Source organism: Amycolatopsis tucumanensis (assembly GCF_021654135.1).
GTDB classification, from domain to species: domain Bacteria; phylum Actinomycetota; class Actinomycetes; order Mycobacteriales; family Pseudonocardiaceae; genus Amycolatopsis_E; species Amycolatopsis_E tucumanensis.
Genome location: NZ_JAKGSD010000007.1, coordinates 35,719 through 51,859 on the forward strand (window position 1 = coordinate 35,719; position 16,141 = coordinate 51,859).

Sequence of the window (16,141 nt, forward strand, 5' to 3'; positions counted from 1 at the left end):
CTTTCGCTCGCCGTCCCCGCCCGCAGCCTAGCCAGCGGTGTTGAGGAGACGGTTGGGCGTGCCCGGGGTTGCGCCGCTGATCTTGCCCGGGGTGGCCGAGGCGATCAGGGCGTCGGCGACCTGCGCGGGTGTGGCGTCCGGGTGTCCGGCCAGGTAGAGGGCGGCGGCGCCGGCCACGTGCGGGGTGGCCATCGAGGTGCCGCTGATCGTGTTGGTCGCGGTGTCGCCGGTTCCCCACGACGACGTGATGCTCACGCCCGGCGCGTAGAGGTCGACGACGCTGCCGTAGTTGGAGAAGCTCGCCTGCCTGTCGGTCCGGTCGCTGGCCGCGACGGTGATCGCCTCGGTGACGCGCGCCGGGGAGTCGTTGCCGGCGTCGGCGCCCTCGTTGCCCGCGGCGATGGCGAAGGTGACGCCTTTGGCGATCGCCCCGCGGACGGCGTCGTCGAGGACGGTGTCGGCGCTGCCGCCCAGGCTCATGTTCGCCACGGACGGGCCGCTCGCGTTCTGCGCGACCCAGTCGATCCCGGCGACGACCTGGTCGGTGGTGCCGCTGCCCTGCGCGTCGAGCACGCGCACCGGGACGATCCGCACACCCTTGGTGACGCCGTACTCGGCGCCGCCGATCGTGCCCGCGACGTGGGTGCCGTGGCCGTGCTCGTCGGTGGCGTCGTCGTCGTTGTCGATGAAGTCCTTGCCGCCGGTGACGCGGCCGCCGAAGGTCTCGTGGCTCGCGCGCACCCCGGTGTCGATGACGTAGGCGGTGACGTCGTCCGCCGGGGTGTCGTAGCGGTAGGACGAGTCGAGCGGCAGGTTCGCCTGGTCGATGCGGTCCAGTCCCCAGGACGGCGGGTTGTGCTGCACATCGGCGATGTGCAGGACGTGGTTCTGCACGACGTAGGCGACGTCGGGGTTGGCGGCGAGGCGCTTGGCCTCGGTTTCATTGGCGCTGACCGCGAAGCCCTTCAGCGCGGCGCTGAACGTGCGGGTCGCCGAGCCGCCGTAGCGGCTGGTCAGGTCGCCGGCCCGCGAGGTGGCGCCCGGCTTGAGGACGACCAGGTAGCTGTCCGCGACCGAGCCGGGAGTGCCCGCTTCGAGGATCCGCCCTTCCCTGGCTTGAGCCGGCCCGGCCCAGACCGTCGTGGCGACGACTGCCGCCGCAAGTACGGACCACATCGCGCGCTTCCGCATGAGCCGCCGTCTCCTCTCCCCGACCGGGTGGTGCGATCTCATGCAATCCCGGGGGCCAGAGCGGGGGCAATGATTCACAGTTACCAACTAGGGAGCGGCTTGCCTGAGACCTAGGATGACCTGCACAAACAGCGACGATGCTGATCGGTACAGCCTGCGGCTTAGCCCCAGATATCCTGCACTCCGCCCGGATGATCTACGGGTTCTCGATTCACTCGCACGAGGGACATCACCGGTAAGCTCAAACACAGCGCGATCGCGGTGGGGGCAAGCTTCCCGCGTGCAGCACCGGTCCATGATGGTCACTGTTCAGAACCATGCTCGCCGAACACGTTGCGAAGCCACCCAACAGCTTCGTTAGTAAGCAGAACCTCAACTTGATCTAGTTTCCTTGCGGCGAAACCTTCTGTTTCAAGAACGAGACGGGAAACCGAGCCGATTGAAGGCGAATACGTGCCATCGTCCGCGATCTTCAGCCCGAAGCACCCACAGGTCCCTGGCCGCCAAGTCGTCACCCATGTAGACAACTTCGCCTCCGGCAGTCATACTCGGCTGCAGCGACCCTCGTCAAGTCTTCGTAATGACCATGTGACACCGGTGCCATTTTTGTGATGCAATCTGACAACAGAGAACGTGAACTGAACCATGGAAAGCATCAAGGTTCACAACGACGGCGACCTACCAAGCTTGTCGTCGAACGACTCACTCGCAATAATGTGAGCTTGGATTACTACCGACTTCGACTTCGTAATGACGAACAGGAACCCGAGCATCATCACATCGCGGTTTTGACGATCGCGGATGCGCGCCGTTACGCCGACATGATCAAAGGATAGCGAACCCGGCACAATGGAAGTTCTGATCGTGATAATCCCGGCCCCCACCGTTAGGAGCCGTGTGCCACCCGGTAATAACGCGCATCCGGCGAAGCCACCTGCGCGATTGAGGGTTCACGGTGTCTTCGGCAGCAACGCCTCCACACGAGCCGCCAAGTCTCGCGCCAGCGGGCATGCTTGCGAATTGTTCTCGGGCTGGGACATTGCCATCTGAGCGAGGACACGGGCGTGCTCGCTCACCTCGAACGCGACCGTGCATCCGAGGGCGTTCTGCACCTCCAACGCCTTCCGACCGTTCACGGTTGTTTCCGTTGCATCCGGATCGGTTTCGCGGAATTCGGCTAGCCCTTGCACCGGATCGAGTGCTAGCCCATTACTACCAAGACCAGGCTTTGTTGCCGTGCACTCGTTGCGATGGCTGATGTTGTCGCCAGGGTTGAACCCTTGTCCAGCGTTGAGTTGGTCAAGTACCTGGCAAGCGACGAGTCCGGCAAATGGATCGTTGACGTTGGCTGACGTTGGTATCCCGCTTGTCGCGGGTGAAGGCGTGCCGTGCACGGTGGACGTGCATCCGACCAAGACCGCCCCGAGAATTGTGATTGCGGCCGCCGCAAGGCCACTTCGGGTGCTGATTTTCACCGGGTCAGCCCTCTTTAAATCTGCCAAGATACCGCGTTGCCGCATCATTAGAGGCATCGTACTTGCTCATAGCGATGTCGAGCGCTTCTCTGATGGTCTTCAGATTGCTCAACACAGTCTCGTAAACCGGAATCAACGACTGTTGATCGGAGTCCATCGCTGCCTGAAAATGTATCGCGGCCTTCTGGGCGTAGTCGTCGTTGCCAAATTTGGGTTTGCGGCGAAGCCGCTCAATGTTGAGGGAAATCCGGGAGAGTCGGTCTTCGGCTTGGGTGATCGCGTTACGCAGATGCCTGCCGGTTTCTTCGTCCACTGCCCAACCACCGGACTTGGCGTCGGCCAGTAAGCGTTGAGCTTGGTCTCCCATTGCCTTGAGCTGTTCCTGATCGCCAAACGCGCCGGTCAGGCCCGCGCCGGTCCAGTCTGTCATGGTTTCGACTGCTCCCCCCGGTGCGCTCACAAGCTGCGGCACATAGAGTAGCAGGCCGCGCACATATGGTCGGTACGAAGTGACCAAGGCTCCAGCTCCCGTGGGTCTGAGCACGCTCTGACGAGATCGAAAACCCTTGGTACCAGGGGGCAGCGCGGGGGTTCTGCGCGGCGGCCGGTAGCTTCCCTGCGGCGGCGACGCCCGACTCACAGCGTAGGACAACAGCGAACGCTCTACCAACGGCCTGCACTGCGGGATGAGCGGAGGCTCCCTGGTGAGGTGACCGGGGAGCCTCTTTGATGTCCCCGTAAGCCGACAAGCCGGGACCATTGGCGATTCTTGACCCGTTCGCCTTCTCGCATGGATCAGCAATGGATCCCGACCTGCCTGCCCCGCACACGGAGCCGATTGAAAGAAATGGCGGGGTGACGCTGGTACGACTCGTCGGCCCGTGGACAGAAACCGGTCATGGCCGCGCACTAGGTTCCCGGCTGAGAGGAACCCGTTACGAAACTCCCAACTCAGGCTTTCAAACGTCACCCCGCCCAGGTTTCATAGTTCGTACAGAACGCGCTCGCGATACTCTGCCACCTGAATCGCTGCACCGGTGAGCCACCGACCGTTCTGCCGATGAAGTTGATGTAGGCCGGCTGCGAATGTTCAACATGCGCGGCCACCTTTGTTCACGCACACGTACAGCGCTGCCAATCTGCCACATCCCGGTATCACCTGTCCGACCGCTTCACGGCCTGTTGCCGGATGCGTGCCGTGGTGAGCTGGTGCCGCCGCAGCAGCTCCGCAGTCCACGTCCGCAGGGTCACCCGGTCGAGGGGATCTCGGGCCGGGTCGCAGGCGCACCAGTCCAGGTACTGATCAACACTCACCCGGTAGGAGTGCAGGGTGTTGCGGGCCAGGTTCTCCGCCTCCATGTGGATCATCCAGGAGTCCACGAGGTCGCGGAGCTGATCAGTGGTGAGCATGGCGTAGTCCTCCGCCAATGGGGTGATCTCGGCTGCACCCGATCGAGGCGGCCGATATCCGTACAGCCTAACGGCCTGCCCTCCCACTTGCGGTCCTGCGCAGGACAAAGTCGCAGGTCAGGGCAAGGTTTGTAGTCCGGGAAGAGGACCGCGACATCACAGTTACCAGTACTCACCCGATAGGGTTACTCGTTAACCACCCAATGGGATGACAGCCTGATCATCATTCTCGGACGAGTAGAGGTCACACACTGCTACCATCAGCGGTGGCGAAGTCGATTTCCAGGTGGTAGCAGGTGTCCACGTCCGAGCGCGCGGTGCCGAGCCCGTTCGCCAGCAGACTCCGGTCCGCGATCGCCCGCAGTGGGCTGAGTCTCGATCGCATCCAGGCCCGCTTGCAGGCCAGCGGCGTGCCGATCAGCGTCACGGCCCTGAGCTACTGGCAGTCCGGCAAGCGGCAGCCCGAGCGGCAGAGCTCGATCTCGGCGGTGCGGGTGCTCGAGGACGTCCTCGGCCTGCAGCGCGGTGAGCTGCTGTCCCTGCTCCCGCCGCCGCGCCCGCGCGGGCTGCCGTCCCGGCGGCAGGCGGACGGCGTCGTCAAGTTCCCGATGGAGGCGCTGCGGATCCTGCTGGAGCGGGTCGGCGCTCCGCACGCGCTGGAGCAGCAGCACCGGCTGAACCTGCTCAACCTGCACGACCGGTGCGAGATCGCGGCAGGTGGCCGCCAGCGGTCGCTGACCACGCGCTCGGTGTTCCAGGCGACCGCCGACCGGCAGGACCGCTGGATCCTGGTGTACGACCACGGCGGCGCGCCCGCGCCCACGCTGCACCAGCTGCGCAACTGCCGCAGCGGGCGGGTCGAGATCGACCCGGAGCACGGCCTGACCGTCGCGGAGCTGCTGTTCGACCGCCCGATCCACCGCGGTGAGACCTGTCTGATCGAGTACACGCTCACCAACAGCGGGCCGCCGTACCCGGACTGCGAGAACACCTACTACCGCGAGTTCCGCCGCCCCATCCGCGAGTACCTGCTGGAGATCCGCTTCGACGAGGCCGAGGCGCTGCGCAAGTGCTGGCAGTACGCGCGCCGGGGCTCGGCGGAGACCGAGGAGCGGCGAGAGCTGCACCTGGACACGGCCGGCGGGGTGCACGCCGTGGCGCTGGACTACGGGCCAGGGGTGTTCGGCATTTCCTGGGAGTGACCGGGCCGGCCGCGGCTCGCACCGCGACCGGCCCCGACCTCACGCGGACTCGAGCCTGCGGCTGGTGACCTGGTCGGCGACCTTCACCACCACGAGCGCGAGCATGCACAGCACGGCCGGCTGGATCGCCTTCGCCAGGGCGAACGCGATCATCGCCAGCGCGGCCGCGCACAGGAACCCGAGGACGACGACGCGCCAGAACCGCGCGCGCCCTTCGAGCGTGCGCTCCACGAACTCCCAGACCGGATCCTCACCCGGCGCACTGCGCACGCCGAGAACCTCCGGCGGCACGATCTCGCCCCGATCCGGCGACGGCTCGTCTGGCATTCCGGGAGTCTCCGGTTGTACCGTGGGCACTTCAGTGCCTCCTTTTGCATGGTTGGGACTGATGAATCGCGCGGCTCCCTGCGGCAACAGGGGGCCGCGCTTCATATCGCGGCCTACCGCGATACGAAGTCATAGTGCAGAAATCGATCTGTTACTCGCGCGTCAGTTCGGCGACTCCGCGACGATCGGCTCGTCCCGGTCGCCGAACGGCGAGCGTGATTAGGCAGAGCTGCATCCCAGCGACAGTGCAGTCGTTCAGGTGAACCGAACCGCGTGGCAGCCAAGATCAGCCGTCACAGTGCGCGAGTTCCCAGAATCGCATCACTCTTTCGGGTGACAATTCCCTCTGCGTATCGCTCGAACGTTCGATTCGTCGCGCTTCGCCCGTGCCCCGTCACGTTCAGGTGCACGTGCAGCGCGAGGGGAACTTCTCGCCGGGGCAACTCACCGTGCGCCAGCGACCGCTTGTCGTTCGCCGCTTCGGACGGGAGTGCGGGACCGGAACCAACCCTGGGTCGTTCTGTCGCGATTCAGGTGGACATCGAACGGGTCAGCCTGCGGCTGTGCCAGTGGTCGGCGACCTTGACCGCGACCAGCGCCACCATCGACAGCGCCGTCAGCGGGATCGCCTTCAGCAACGCGAACACGATCATCGCCAGGGACGTCACGGTGGTCAGCGCGAGCAGGACGGCTCGCCACACGCGCGCCCCGCGCTCGGCCAGCCGGCTGCCGTCCGCGCGCGCGAGCGGCGGGTTCTTCAGACCGGCGGGCCGGACGGCCGCGAGGAACGAGCCGTCGAGGACGATCCTCAGCCGTTCCGGCGATGGCACGTGACGCGGATCTTCGCGGCGCGGTTGTACGGTGGGCACGTTGATGCCTTCCTCTCCGGGAGGGACGGTCGACACCGCGCGGCTCCCTGTGGCAGCAGGGGGCCGCGCTCCACGTCGCGGTAGGGCGCGACATCACTCATCGTGCAGAAACGAGTCGCCACCGTCACGAGATCGTCGGGTTTGAGCGCTCACCGGCCGGTCAGCGTCGCCGAACGGCCCGTCTCGGTAGCCCGACGGCACTCGTTCAGGTGAAGGCCGCGAGGACGGCGGCGACCGCCGCGAGCACGGCGAGCAGGATCAGGGCCGTGCTGTACCCGCCGACCCGCTCGGCGAGCACGATCGCCCCACCCGGGGCGATGGCCGTCGCCGCGGTGATCGGGGCGTTGAACATCCCGTTGAGCGCCCCGAACCGGGTCGTCGTCCACCGGTCGGCGACCGCCGTGGCCTGCACGAGCGTGTAGGCGCCGCGGGCCATCCCCATCACCACCGCGACCGCCAGCAACGCGCCCGCGGGCCCGGGCAGCAGAGCCAGCAGGACCAGCGCGGCACAACTCGCGGCGAGGACGCCGACCGTGCGGGACGCGGGCGCGCTGGTGCGCGGCACGGCGGCGAAGACGAGCCGCCCGAGGACCTGCCCGGCCCCGACGAGCCCCAGCGCGACCGACGCGATCGCATGGCTCAGGCCGCGTTCGACGAACAGCGGCACGACCACGATCGCCGACGCGTACAAGCCGAGAGCGGCCAGAGTCATCGCCGTCTGCAGCAACCGGAACCGCGCGGAGCGGGTCACCTGCCGGACCGGGGTGGCGGCCGGTCGCGTGCGGTGGTCCGGCCAGGCCGGCGTGAGCAGCAGCCAGTGCACGGGCAGGTTGACGAGCAGGAAGACCGCGGCGTAGACGAGGTAGCTCGCGCGCCAGCCGACCTGGTCGACCAGCAACGCGGTGACCGGCGCGAACACGGTGCTCGCCAGGCCGCCGACGAGCGTCACGACGGTCAGCGGACGGGCGCGGCGGTCGCCGTACCAGCAGGTGATCGCCGCGAACACCGGCGGGTACAGCTGCGTCGCCTGCGCGACGCCGACGACCACCCAGGCGAGGAAGAACAGCGGCCTGCTCGGCGCCGTCGCGACCAGCACGAGCGCCACGGCGGCGAGCGCGGAGCCCGCGGTCATCACCGGCCGCGGGCCGTACCGGTCGAGCAGGCGGCCGACCGGGATCCCCGCGACCGCCGCGACCAGCAGGCCCGCCGAGAAGGCGAGCGTGATCGTGCCCGGTGTCCACCCGGTGGTGCCCGCGATCTGCGCGGTGGCGACCGGGAGCGCGTAGTACAGCGCGCCCCAGCTGACCACCTGGGTGCCGCACATCCCGATCAGGGCGCGGCGGAGGCGGATCTCCTCCACGGCGCGCCTCAGCTCAGCTTGTTGCGGAGGACCTTCCCGGTGGCGTTGCGTGGCAGCTCCGGCACGAACTCGACGTCGCGCGGCACCTTGTAGCGGGCGAGGTTGCCCTTGACGTAGTCGCGGATCGCGTCGGCGTCGAGCTTGGAGTCCTTCTTCGTCACCACGATCGCCTTGAGGCGCTGGCCGAAGTCGGCGTCCGGCACGCCGATCACGGCGGCTTCGAGCACGTCCGGGTGCTCGACGAGCAGGTTCTCCACCTCGACCGGGAACACGTTCTCGCCGCCGGAGACGATCATCTCGTCGTCGCGGCCGTCGATGAACAGCAGGCCGTCCTCGTCGAAGTGGCCGACGTCGCCGGTGGAGAGCAGGCCGTCGATGATCTCCTTGTGGCGGCCGTCGGTGTAGCCCTCGAAGGACAGGCCGCTGCCGACGAAGACGCGCCCGGTGACGTGCGGCTCGGTGATGCGGTTGCCCTGCTCGTCGTACAGCTGGACCTTGCAGGTGACCGGCGGGCGGCCGACGGTGCCGGGGGCCTTGCGCCAGTCCTCCGGGGTGGCGACGGTGGCGACCGCGACCTCGGTGGAGCCGTACAGGTTGTAGATCACGTCGCCGAACGCCTCGGTGGCGCGGTTGCCGAGGTCGGGGGACAACGCGGAGCCCGCGACGAAGATGATCCGCAGCGACGACGTGTCGTACTTGCCCAGGATGTCCGGGCCGAGGTCGACGATGCGCTGCAGCATGGTCGGGACGAGGACCAGCGCGGTGCACCCGTGGTCGGCGACGCCCTTCAGCGTGGCTTCGGGGTCGAACCGGCGGCGCAGCACGACCTTGCAGCCGAGCGCGAACGACAGGATGAACTGCGAGATGCCGGTGCCGTGGAAGATGGGCGCGCCGAGGAACGTGGCCTCGCCGGCGCGCAACGGGATGCGGTCGAGGAACTGGACGGTGGCCAGCACGGAGGTCCGCTCGCGCGGCGCGCCCTTCGGGGTGCCGGTGGTGCCGCTGGTGAGCAGCACGAACCCGCCGCGCTGGGGCGGCGGCGGCAGTGGGCGGTCGTCGGTGCTGGCGATGAGCTCGTCGAGGACGGGGATGCGGTCCGCCGGGTCGGGTTCGTCCACCCAGGCCAGGTAGCGGTCGACGGTGTCCGGGATGCCGGAGAGCAGGTCGGTGAACTCCTGGTCGTAGACGAGCACCTGCACCTTTTCCCGCGCCGCGACGTCGGTGAGCTGCGGTTTCGCGAAGCCGGTGTTCATCAACAGGAGGCGCGCGCCGACCTTGCCCGCCGCGATCATGACCGTGACCAGGCCGCGGTGGTCCCGGCACAGCGCCGCGATGACGGTGCCCGGGCGGACGCCGCGCTCTTCCCAGGCGCGGGCGAGGGCGTTGGAGCGCAGGTCCAGCTCGCGGAAGGTGAGCGGCCCCAGCTCGTCGACCAGCCCGATGGCGTTCGGATCGCGCCGGGCGGAGGTCTGCGCCGCGGCGGCGAACGGGCCCACCTTGCGGGTGGCGATCACGCTGCGCAGGCCCTCGTCCAGCCGGGGAAACGGGACGAGCCCGGCGCGCCACATGACCTCCAGGCCGCGGGCGGTCTCCGCCACCTTGCCGGGGAGCACGGACAAGCGGGGCGGAATACGCATGGACAGCACCTCCATTGGGCCGACCGTACTGGGAGTATGTGTGGTTACTGGACAGTAGCCGAAAGGCGAGGGGACGCGCCAGCGGTTGCGGCGGGTGAGGCGGAGCGGACAAATCGGGCGGGGTGGGGGTGGGGTGGGAAGGCGGGGGGGGCGGAGCGGAGCGGCGGAGCGGGGGCGAAGCGGAGCGGCGGGTCGCGGAGCGGGCGCGGCAGCGCGAGCGGCCCAGACGGGGCGGGGCGGCGCGAGCGGCGCGGGCGCGGCAGCGCGAGCGGCGCGCGCAGAGCGGGGCGGCACCGGCGGCGACTACCCGAGCGGAGTAGACGCGGTAGCGCGGGTGGCAGAGGGCGGCGGGGCGCGGCGACGCGCGGCCGCGCCGGGCGGGCGCCGCACGAAGCGGGCAACGCAGGCATGCGCGGGGGCGCGGGCCGCCCGGGAAACATGCCGACAACCGCGACAGTGCGGCAGCCAGAGCGGTACGGGCCTGAAGCGCCCGAGGCATCGCAGCGCGAGAGCCGCCGCGAGGGCGCGGCAGAGCGCGAGCGGCGCGGCAGAGCGCGAGCGGCGCGGCAGAGCGCGCAGTTAGCGCGGGGCGCATCAGCACCGGGCGTAGCGCGGGGCGCGGCAAGACGCGCAGTTAGCGCCAGTCGTCCAAAGCGCCAAGCGCCTTCAAAACACGGCAGCGCCAAGCGCCGAGCGCAGCCAAAACGCGGCAGCGGCGAGCGTCAAGCGCAGCCAAAGCGCGAGCTGCGGCGGGCCAGCGAGCGCGCAGCGCATGCCCTGAACCCAACCCAGCTGGGTGGTCATCCCGTCGCCTGACACCGGCGCCATCACCTTGAGCCAGGGCCGCAACCCAGCCGCCAACCGCAGGCCGAACATGCCAACCTTGCGGCCCTGGCTCAAGGTGATATGCCCAAACCGGAAGGCGACGGGATGACCACCCAGCCACCCACCCGAGGCGAGACGACAACAGTCCCCCATCATCCCGGAGCCTGCCCGTCCGGCGAGGACTATCCCTTGATCTTCAAAGCCCGGCAGGGGCGATGCGCGCGAAAACTGTCGTACCCCCAGCGCACAATGAACAGGTGCAGGTCATCGTCACGCGAGAGGAGGACGGCGACTTCCTCGTATCCACCCCCACCGAGCAACAGCACCTACCCGAGCACCACCTGGCGAAGCACCTCGAGAACCTGGAGCGGACCGAAAACCCCCGCTGGGTCTTCCCCTCGGTCCCACAGCTCTACCCCCTCCTCCTGCGCTCGAACCTCCGCCTGCGGCGCTGCCACGACCTCGCCCTCACCGAAGGTCTCCTGCTCGCGGCAGAAGGCAAAGCCGGTCAGCCCAAGGCACTGCCCGCGGCCTGGGCTCGGCTCCACGGTCAGGAACCACCGCCGGACGCGCCCGGCCACGCGGACGCCCAGCCGGCCCTCTTCGAGACCCGCGGCTCCGGCCTCCCGCCCGGCACGAGCGTCGCCGAGGCGGCTGCCGCTGTGCTCGCCGACCAGGAGCGCCGCATGAGGCACGTCGAGCACCCGGAGCGCTTCCGGTTGCTCGTCGCAGCCGAATCGGCCAGCGCGCTCGTCGCCGAGGAGATGCGGGCCCACGGGTTGCCGTGGCGGGCCGACGTGCACGACGCCCTCCTGACCGAACTGCTCGGGCCCCGCGTGCCGGCCGGCCAGCGGCCCAAGAAACTCGTCGAGCTGGCGGCGCGCATCACCGAGGCCTTCGGCGGCAAACCGGTGAACCCGGACAGCCCGCAGACCATCGTGCGCGCGTTCGGCCGCGAGGGCATCTCCATCCCCTCCGCCAGGGCACACGTCCTGCGTGACGTCGACCACCCGGCCGTCCCACTGCTCATCGAGTACCGCGAACTCTCCCGGCTGCACTCGGCCAACGGCTGGGCATGGCTCGACGAATGGGTTACCGACGGGCGGTTCCGGCCCGAGTGGGTCGTCGGCGGCGTGGTGTCCGGCCGGTGGGCCAGCAGCGGCGGCGGCGCACTCCAGATCCCCAAGACCCTGCGCGTGTGCGTGAAAGCCGACCCCGGCTGGAAACTCGTCGTGGCCGACGCCGCCCAGCTCGAACCCCGCGTGCTGGCCGCCCTCTCCGGCGACCGCCGCCTTGCCGAAGCCTCCGCCTCCACGGACCTGTACGCCCGCCTGTCCGAAGCCATGTTCGCCGGCACGATGACCCCCGAAGCCGGACGGCCCCGCGCGAAGATCGCCATGCTGTCCGCGATGTACGGCGGCACGGCCGGCGAGGCCGCGTCGCTGCTCGCCCTGCTGCGGCAGCGCTTCCCGGACGCCGTGTCCTATGTGGAGCGTGCCGCGCAAGCCGGGGAACGCGGTGAGCGCGTCCGCTCCCGGCTCGGGCGCGTCTCCCCCGCGCCGAGCGAAGCGTGGCGCGCCCTCACCGGCGGCGCGAACGAGGACGAGACCCGCGCCCGCCAAGCCGCCCGCAACTGGGGCCGCTTCACCCGCAACTTCGTCGTGCAGGCCAGCGCGGCCGACTTCACCGCGGTGCTGCTCGCCACCCTGCGCCGCAAGCTGCCCGAGCCCGCCCACCTGGTGTTCTTCCAGCACGACGAGGTCATCGTGCACACGCCCGAGGACCTCGCGCCCGCCGTCGAAGCCGCCATCGGCGAGTCCGTGCCCGAAGCCGCCGCGCTCACGTTCGGCGCCGCCTGCCCCGTGCACTTCCCCATGCAACCGGTCACCGTCGACACCTACGCCGACGCCAAATAGCTAAGCGGCGGCCTTGTCCAGCGCCCGGATCACCCGCTTCAACGACACCGGGTGCGCCGTGCCGAGGGTCTGCGCGAAGAAACTCACCCGCAGCTCCTCGATCATCCACCGCACCTCGAGCAGCTCCGGCCCCGGCGACACACCCGGCGGGAGCGCGGCGACAGCCGCCTCGTACTCGCCCGTCACCCACTCGACGTCACGCAGCAGCTCGACGTCCTTCGCGCCCGTCGACGGCAGTTTCTCCACCCGCCGCCCGATCCCACGCAGGTACCGGACCAGGTGCGGCAGCCGGTCGAACCCGGTCGCCGTGACGAAACCGGGGTACACCAGCCGCGACAGCTGCTGCCGCATGTCCGCCAGCGACTCCGCCGGCCCACGCGCGCCCTCCAGCGCCACCTCGGCCTCGTTGGCGGCCTTCAGGACCTTCTCGACCTCGGTGAGCACGTCCAGCACCGCCGGGTTCAGCGCACCGCGCACCTTCTCCAGCAGCACCGCGAACCCGGCCTCGTCCCACACCGGGCCGCCGTTGTCGGCCATCAGCTTGTCCACCGCGCAGTCGACGCAGTCCTCCAGCAGCGCCGCGACGCTGCCGTGCGGGTTCCGGCTCAGCGTCAGCTTCGCCTGGTTGGTCAACGCCCTGTTGATGAACTTCATCGGCGAGGGCATGTTGAGCCGCAACAGTTTCCGCGTTCCCTGCCACATCCGCTGCCGCTGCTGCACCGGCGTGTCCAGCATGCGCACGGCCACCGTGTCGCCCTCGTCGACCAGCGCCGGGTACGCCTTCACCTGGTGCCCGCGCCGCTTCCCGGCGAACACCCGCGGCAGCTCGCCGAAGGCGGGCGTGGTCAGGCCGGCCCGCTCGATGCTGTCCGCGGCCGCCGAGATCGTCGCCCGCACCTCGCCGCTCAGCTTCTCCTTGAGGACCGCCAGGTCCTTGCCCTCGGCGAGCTTGCGGCGCTTGTCGTTGACCACCCGGAACGTCATCCGCAGGTGGTGCGGCACCGCGTCGAGCTGCCACGCGTCCGGCGGCACCGCGACCCCGCGCAGCGCCTCCAGCTCGCGGGCCAGCACGTCGAGCAGCGGGCCGTCCTCGGGGCCGACCCTGGACAGCACCTGCGCGGCGGTGTCCGGGGCGGGCACGAAGTTGCGCCGCAGCTGCTTCGGCAACGACTTGATCAGCGCCGTGACCAGCTCCTCGCGCAACCCCGGCACCTGCCAGTCGAACCCGTCGGGCGTGACCTGGTTGAGCACCGCGACCGGGATGTGCACGGTGACACCGTCAGCGTCGGCGCCCGGCTCGAACTGGTAGGTCAGCGGGAACCGCAGCGAGCCCTGCGTCCAGGTGTCCGGGTAGTCCGATTCGGACACCTGCTGCGCGGCCTCGTTGAGCAGCATGGCCTTTTCGAAGTTCAGCAGGTCCGGCTGGGCGCCGCGGACCTTCTTCCACCAGCTGTCGAAGTGCCGCGCGGACACGACTTCCGCGGGGATCCGCTGGTCGTAGAACTCGAACAGGGTTTCGTCGTCGACCAGCAGGTCGCGGCGCCGGGCCCGGTTCTCCAGGTCCTCGACCTCGTCGAGCAGCGCCCGGTTCTCTTTGAAGAACTTGTGGCCGGTGTCCCAGTCGCCCTCCACGAGCGCGTGGCGGATGAACAGCTCGCGCGAGGTTTCCGGGTCGATGCGCCCGTAGTCCACCTTGCGGCCGACGACCAGCGGCACCCCGTACAGCGTCACCCGCTCGGAGGCCACCACCGCGCCGCGCTTGCGTTCCCAGTGCGGCTCCGAGTAGGTGCGCTTGACGACGTGCTGCGCCAGCGGCTCGATCCACTCCGGCTCGATGCGCGCGTTGACCCGGCCCCACAGCTTCGACGTCTCGACCAGCTCCGCCGACATCACCCAGCGCGGCTGCTTCTTGAACAGCGCCGAGCCGGGGAAGATCGCGAACCGGGTGCCGCGCGCGCCGAGGTAGTCGCCCTTCTCCGGGTCCTTGAGCCCGATGTGCGACAGCAGCCCGGCGATCAGCGCGGTGTGCACGCGCTGCGGGTCGGCAGGCTCGGAGTTGAGCGTGACGCCCAGCGGTTTGGCGAGCTGCCGCAGCTGGCTGTAGATGTCCTGCCACTCCCGCACGCGCAGGTAGTTCAGGTACTCCGCCTTGCAGCGCTTGCGGAACTGGCTGTTCGACAGCGTCTTCTGCAGCTCCCGCAGGTACTCCCACAGGTTCAGGTAGGCCACGAAGTCCGAGGACTTGTCGGCGAACCGGGCGTGCTGCTGGGCCGCGGCCTCCTGCTTGTCCGCGGGACGCTCGCGCGGGTCCTGGATGGACAACGCGGCGGTGATGATCATGACCTCGCGGACGCAGCCGGTGCGCGCGCCCTCCAGCACCATCCGGCCCAGCCGCGGGTCGACGGGCAGTTGCGCGAGCTGACGGCCGATCTCGGTGAGCCGCCGCTCCTTCGCAGACTCCTCCAGCGCGCCGAGTTCCTGCAGCAGCTGGACACCGGCGGTGATCTGGCGGCGGTCCGGCGGGTCGACGAACGGGAACGCGGCCAGGTCGCCCAGGCCGAGCGAGGTCATCTGCAGGATGACCGACGCGAGGTTGGTGCGCAGGATCTCCGGGTCGGTGAACTCCGGCCGGGACAGGAAATCCTCTTCGCTGTAGAGCCGGATGCAGATACCGTCGGAGGTGCGGCCGCAGCGGCCCTTGCGCTGGTTGGCCGAGGCCTGCGAGACCGGCTCGATCGGCAGCCGCTGCACCTTGGTGCGGTGGCTGTAGCGGGAGATGCGGGCGGTGCCCGGGTCGATGACGTACTTGATGCCCGGCACGGTCAGCGACGTCTCGGCGACGTTGGTGGCCAGCACGATCCGGCGGCCGGTGTGGCGGCTGAACACGCGGTGCTGGTCCGCCGCGGACAGGCGCGCGTACAGCGGCAGCACCTCGGTGTTGCGGAGGTCCATCTTGTTCAGCGCGTCGGCGGTGTCGCGGATCTCCCGCTCGCCGGAGAGGAACACGAGGATGTCGCCGGGGCCCTCGGCGCACAGCTCCTCGACCGCGTCGGCGATGGCGGTGACCTGGTCGCGGTCCTCGGAGGCCGGGTCGTCCGGGTCGACGATCGGGCGGTAGCGGACCTCGACCGGATAGGTGCGGCCGGAAACCTCCACGATCGGCGCGTCGCCGAAGTGCTTGGAGAACCGCTCCGGGTCGATGGTCGCCGAGGTGATGATCACCTTGAGGTCGGGGCGCTTCGGCAGGAGTTGCTTGAGGTAGCCGAGGATGAAGTCGATGTTGAGGCTGCGCTCGTGGGCCTCGTCGATGATGAGCGTGTCGTAGCGGCGCAGCATCCGGTCGCTCTGGATCTCGGCGAGCAGGATGCCGTCGGTCATCAGCTTGACCATGGTGTCGTCGCCGCTGGAGTCGGTGAAGCGCACCTTGTAGCCGACCGTGCTGCCCAGCTCGGTCTTCAGCTCCTCGGCGATGCGCTCGGCGACCGTGCGCGCGGCCAGGCGGCGGGGCTGGGTGTGCCCGATCTGGCCGCGCACGCCCAGGCCCAGCTCGAGGCAGATCTTCGGCAGCTGGGTGGTCTTGCCCGACCCGGTCTCGCCCGCGACGATCACCACCTGGTGGTCGCGGATCGCGGCGGCGATGTCGTCCTTGCGCTGGCTGACCGGCAGCTCGTCCGGGTAGCGGATCTCCGGCGCGCGGCGGCGCTGCACGCGGGCCTCGGCGGCGTCGATGTCGGCGGCGATCTCCCGCGCGACGCGGTCCTTGTCGCGCGCCCGGCGGGCGCCGTCGAGCCGGCGGCGCAACCGGTGCTCGTCGCGCAGCATCAAGCCGGGCAGCCGGGCCCGGAGGTCTTCGAGGGGGGATCGCGTAGACATACGGCCTCCAGGATAGCTCCGCGCGATCCGGCCGGCCTGCGAATATGTTCGCACCG

Annotated in this window: 12 protein-coding genes; 2 read left to right on the forward strand and 10 right to left on the reverse strand. The window is 69.3% G+C overall.

Going from position 1 to position 16,141, the window contains the following annotated elements; translation table 11 throughout:
• Positions 1–27: 27 nt before the first annotated feature.
• From L2C96_RS09980 to L2C96_RS09995, 4 genes are all read right to left on the reverse strand, one after another.
• The gene (locus L2C96_RS09980) at positions 28–1,191 is read right to left on the reverse strand and encodes a S8 family peptidase (protein WP_237335942.1); all 1,164 of its coding nucleotides are present in this window, start codon (positions 1,189–1,191) and stop codon (positions 28–30) included.
• Positions 1,192–2,141: 950 nt separating this feature from the next.
• Positions 2,142–2,714: a DUF3558 domain-containing protein gene (locus L2C96_RS09985; RefSeq protein ID WP_237335943.1), complete on the reverse strand. Its 573-nt coding sequence runs from the start codon at positions 2,712–2,714 to the stop codon at positions 2,142–2,144.
• Positions 2,671–3,096: a hypothetical protein gene (locus L2C96_RS09990; RefSeq protein WP_237335944.1), complete on the reverse strand. Its 426-nt coding sequence runs from the start codon at positions 3,094–3,096 to the stop codon at positions 2,671–2,673. Before L2C96_RS09990 ends, L2C96_RS09985 begins: the two co-directional genes overlap by 44 nt.
• A gap of 725 nt (positions 3,097–3,821) precedes the next feature.
• Entirely contained in the window at positions 3,822–4,076 is a 255-nt protein-coding gene (locus L2C96_RS09995; protein ID WP_237335945.1) for a site-specific integrase, read from the reverse strand.
• 296 nt (positions 4,077–4,372) lie between these two features.
• On the opposite strand from L2C96_RS09995, the gene L2C96_RS10000 reads away from it, so the two are divergent.
• Positions 4,373–5,278: a hypothetical protein gene (locus L2C96_RS10000; protein WP_237335946.1), complete on the forward strand. Its 906-nt coding sequence runs from the start codon at positions 4,373–4,375 to the stop codon at positions 5,276–5,278.
• 39 nt (positions 5,279–5,317) lie between these two features.
• Here L2C96_RS10000 and L2C96_RS10005 read toward each other — a convergent pair whose 3' ends face one another.
• The 5 genes from L2C96_RS10005 to L2C96_RS10025 all read right to left on the reverse strand — a co-directional run bounded on the left by L2C96_RS10005 (position 5,318) and on the right by L2C96_RS10025 (position 10,347).
• On the reverse strand, positions 5,318–5,605 hold the full coding sequence (locus tag L2C96_RS10005) for a hypothetical protein (RefSeq protein ID WP_020423395.1): 288 nt from the start codon (positions 5,603–5,605) through the stop codon (positions 5,318–5,320).
• A 530-nt stretch (positions 5,606–6,135) separates the two neighbouring features.
• Positions 6,136–6,510, reverse strand: a complete 375-nt coding sequence (locus L2C96_RS10010) for a hypothetical protein (RefSeq protein WP_237335947.1) — start codon at positions 6,508–6,510, stop codon at positions 6,136–6,138.
• Positions 6,511–6,679: 169 nt separating this feature from the next.
• On the reverse strand, positions 6,680–7,834 hold the full coding sequence (locus tag L2C96_RS10015; RefSeq protein ID WP_237335948.1) for an MFS transporter: 1,155 nt from the start codon (positions 7,832–7,834) through the stop codon (positions 6,680–6,682).
• A gap of 8 nt (positions 7,835–7,842) precedes the next feature.
• A complete protein-coding gene (locus tag L2C96_RS10020; protein WP_027936682.1) occupies positions 7,843–9,471 on the reverse strand; it encodes an acyl-CoA synthetase in 1,629 nt (542 codons plus the stop codon).
• A 666-nt stretch (positions 9,472–10,137) separates the two neighbouring features.
• Positions 10,138–10,347 (reverse strand): hypothetical protein, encoded by a 210-nt coding sequence (locus L2C96_RS10025; RefSeq protein ID WP_237335949.1) that lies wholly within the window; start codon positions 10,345–10,347, stop codon positions 10,138–10,140.
• A 206-nt stretch (positions 10,348–10,553) separates the two neighbouring features.
• On the opposite strand from L2C96_RS10025, the gene L2C96_RS10030 reads away from it, so the two are divergent.
• Positions 10,554–12,212, forward strand: coding sequence for a bifunctional 3'-5' exonuclease/DNA polymerase (locus tag L2C96_RS10030; protein ID WP_237335950.1), 1,659 nt, complete (start codon positions 10,554–10,556; stop codon positions 12,210–12,212).
• Here the strand turns inward: L2C96_RS10030 and hrpA are convergent, their stop codons facing one another.
• Entirely contained in the window at positions 12,213–16,034 is a 3,822-nt protein-coding gene (gene hrpA, locus L2C96_RS10035) for an ATP-dependent RNA helicase HrpA (protein ID WP_237336054.1), read from the reverse strand. It lies immediately after the preceding gene.
• Positions 16,035–16,141 lie beyond the last annotated feature (107 nt).